This window comes from Faecousia intestinalis, from assembly GCF_040096185.1.
GTDB lineage: Bacteria > Bacillota > Clostridia > Oscillospirales > Oscillospiraceae > JAZOXB01.
This window is the reverse complement of sequence record NZ_JBBMFF010000195.1, coordinates 1-3,202: the sequence shown is the minus strand read 5'-3', so window position 1 is coordinate 3,202 and position 3,202 is coordinate 1. Positions and strand designations below refer to the sequence as shown.

The window sequence follows — 3,202 nt, the reverse complement described above, 5'->3', positions numbered from 1 at the left end:
GCATGCCCCGCCCCTACAAGGGCAGTTGCCATTTTAACGATGCCCTGTACGAGTCGGCGGTTTACCGCCGGGCCCGGCTGTCCCCGCCCCTACGGAGGCTGCATTATGTTATATTACTTGAAGAAGCCGTTCTTGACGGTCTCGAAGATCTCGTCGGCCTTTTTGCCGCAGGTATCGAGCATCTTCAGGCAATAGGCGTTCATTTCCTCGGCCTTTTCGCGGTTCTGAAGCGTCTTGGTATTGATGAAGACGTTCAGGGACGCGGCCTGCAGGGCGGCCTTGACAATGACGGCGCCGCAGCCCGCATCGGACACGGCGAGGCGGCTGCCCTTTGCCGCAAAGACGGCAATGGCGTCCATGGACTCGCAGCACAGCTCCATGATGTGCATTGGGACCTTGCAGGCGGTGATGGTGGCTTCCTCAAGCACGGCCGCGCGGTTGGGATCGTCCTTCGGGATGCCATAGGCCTTGGCCAGCGGGACGAAGCCCTCGGCATCGGCAGGGACCTGATCGAGCAGCTCGTTCTGCAGCAGGTCGCACTTGGCCTTCAGGGCGAGGATCTCAGCCTCGACATCGGCATACTTCTTCTTGCCGACGGTCAGGGAGCCGACCATGTTGCCCAGCGCGGTGCCGAGCGCCGCGACAAGGGCCGCCGCGCCGCCGCCGCCGGGAGCGGGCTCGTTGGATGCAAGCACCGTGACAAATTCACGGCAGGATTTTGTCGTCATATCCATAAGAATATTCTCCTTTGAATTTGTGAGGGGTTTGAACCGGCCACTGATGGGGGCTCCGGCGGCGTATTGTGCCCGGGGCCCCGGCGGGGATTGCAGCAGCGCTCCGGGAGCGCCGCTGCAGATGCAATCGGTGCATACCGTTTTAACGCCAGCCTGTCCGTATCGCAGGCACAGGCCGCAGCGGGCAGGGAATCCGAAAAACTCCGGCGGGGATTCCGCCGGAGTTTATGGAAATTTGATCATCAGGCAGCGCCGCGCAATTGATCGAGAGCATTCGGCGCGAGATTTTTCGTCGAGGCGAGATTCGGGAAGCGCAGGAATACTTTGTGTATTTCAAGCTTTCCGAACCGATGGATCGGCGGAAAATATCCGGCGAAGGCCGAGGATGCGATTGCGTGGGGTTGCCGCTATTAGAACAGGCCGGAAATCTTGCCGTTCTCGTCCACGTCGATGCGCTCGGCAGCGGGGACCTTCGGCAGGCCGGGCATGGTCATGATCTCACCGGTGAGGGCAACGAGAAAGCCTGCGCCCGCGGAGACCTTGACATTGCGCACGGTGACGGTGAAGCCCTTCGGCGCGCCCAGCTTCGCGGGATCGTCGGAGAAGGAATACTGCGTCTTGGCCATGCAGATGGGCATCTTGTCGTAGCCCAGCTCGGTCAGAGCCTTGATCTGCTTCTCGGCGTTCGGCGTGAAGGCCACGTCGTCGCCATGGTAGATCTTCGTGACGATGTCGCGGATCTTTTCCTTGATGGGCTTGTCGAGCTCATAGGAGAACGTGAAGTCGTTCGGCTGGTCGCACAGACGGATGACCTCGTTGGCCAGCGCGATGCCGCCTTCGCCGCCCTTGCCCCAAACCTCGGACAGAGCAACGTTGACGCCCAGCTCGCGGCACTTATCCTCGACGAGCTTCAGCTCGGCCTCGGTGTCCTGCGGGAAGCGGTTGATGGCCACAACGCACGGCAGCTTGTAGACCTTGGTGATGTTCCCGACATGCTGCAGCAGGTTGGGCAGGCCCTTCTCCAGAGCCTCGAGGTTCTCGACGCCGGTCTCGGCCTTCGGCACGCCGCCGTTGTACTTCAGGGCGCGGACGGTGGCAACGAGGACGACGCAGCTCGGCTTCAGGCCGGCCATGCGGCACTTGATGTCGAGGAACTTCTCAGCACCCAGGTCAGCGCCGAAGCCGGCCTCGGTGATGGTGTAGTCGGACAGGTGCATGGCGATCTTCGTCGCGGTGACGGAGTTGCAGCCATGGGCGATGTTGGCGAACGGGCCGCCATGGACGAAGGCCGGAGTGTGCTCGAGCGTCTGCACGAGGTTCGGCTTCAGAGCGTCCTTCAGCAGGGCGGTCATGGCGCCCTGGGCGTTCAGGTCACCGGCAGTGACGGGCTTCTCGTCGTAAGTATAGCCGACGACCAGGCGGGACAGGCGGGCCTTCAGGTCCGTGATGTCGGAGGCCAGGCAGAGAACTGCCATGATCTCGGAGGCGACGGTGATGTCGTAGCCGTCCTCACGCGGGGTGCCATTGACGCGGCCGCCGAGGCCGTCGACGACGAAGCGGAGCTGACGGTCGTTCATATCGACGCAGCGGCGCCAGGTGATGCGGCGCGGGTCGATGTTCAGGCGATTGCCCTGATAAATATGGTTATCCAGCATGGCAGCCAGCAGGTTGTTGGCAGCGCCGATGGCGTGGAAGTCGCCGGTGAAGTGGAGGTTGATATCCTCCATCGGGACGACCTGCGCATAGCCGCCGCCGGCCGCGCCGCCCTTGACGCCGAAGACCGGGCCGAGGGACGGCTCACGCAGAGCGACAAGGACGTTCTTGCCGAGCTTGCGCATACCGTCGGCCAGGCCGACCGTCGTGGTGGTCTTGCCTTCGCCTGCGGGGGTGGGGTTGATGGCGGTGACGAGGACGAGCTTGCCCTGGGTGTGGGTCTCTTCCTTCAGGATGCTGTAGTCGACCTTGGCCTTGTACTTGCCGTACTGCTCCAGATACTTCTCGTCGATTCCTGCGGTCTTGGCGACCTCGGTGATGGGCTGCATGGTGGTTTCCTGTGCGATTTCGATATCAGACTTAAAACTCATGATGGATGTTCTCCTTCCAAAAAATTTGCTCGGGGCCGTCGGAATGGCACCGGCGGGATGAGTTTTGTCATACCGCTGCCCGTTGGAGTGGTTCACGGTATCGTATAAAAACAATCGATATGTTTTTATCGGTTCGGATTATATCACCATATCCGGTTCTTGTCAACAAAAATTTGCGTAAAATTTTTCCTTTTTTTCGCGGATTTGCACGAAATCCGATGTCCGGCCGCCGCATGACAGAGGAACGCCGAATTTTGTAAGCTCAGGGGACAGCCAGCTAGGAGTTTGACGGAAGTCCTGCACCGTGCCGTGTCATTGCGGGGCGCGAAGCGCCCTCGGCTCTCCCTTTGGGAGAGCTGTCACCGAAGGTGACTGAGAGGGCCT

The 3,202-nt window shown here is 61.0% G+C and carries 2 protein-coding genes; both read right to left on the bottom strand.

The features are described from left to right. Positions 1-113 precede the first annotated feature (113 nt). Positions 114-734 carry a cyclodeaminase/cyclohydrolase family protein gene (locus tag WMO66_RS06315; protein ID WP_349135546.1) on the bottom strand — a complete coding sequence of 207 codons (621 nt, stop codon included), beginning with the start codon at positions 732-734 and terminating at the stop codon, positions 114-116. A 410-nt stretch (positions 735-1,144) separates the two neighbouring features. Next, positions 1,145-2,818 carry a formate--tetrahydrofolate ligase gene (locus WMO66_RS06310; RefSeq protein WP_349135545.1) on the bottom strand — a complete coding sequence of 558 codons (1,674 nt, stop codon included), beginning with the start codon at positions 2,816-2,818 and terminating at the stop codon, positions 1,145-1,147. Positions 2,819-3,202: the final 384 nt, after the last annotated feature.

Excerpts from the sequence above, each read along its gene's own strand:
- WMO66_RS06315 (WP_349135546.1), bottom strand. The coding sequence starts at position 734 with ATGGATATGACGACAAAATCCTGCCGTGAATTTGTCACGGTGCTTGCA.
- WMO66_RS06310 (WP_349135545.1), bottom strand. The coding sequence starts at position 2,818 with ATGAGTTTTAAGTCTGATATCGAAATCGCACAGGAAACCACCATGCAG.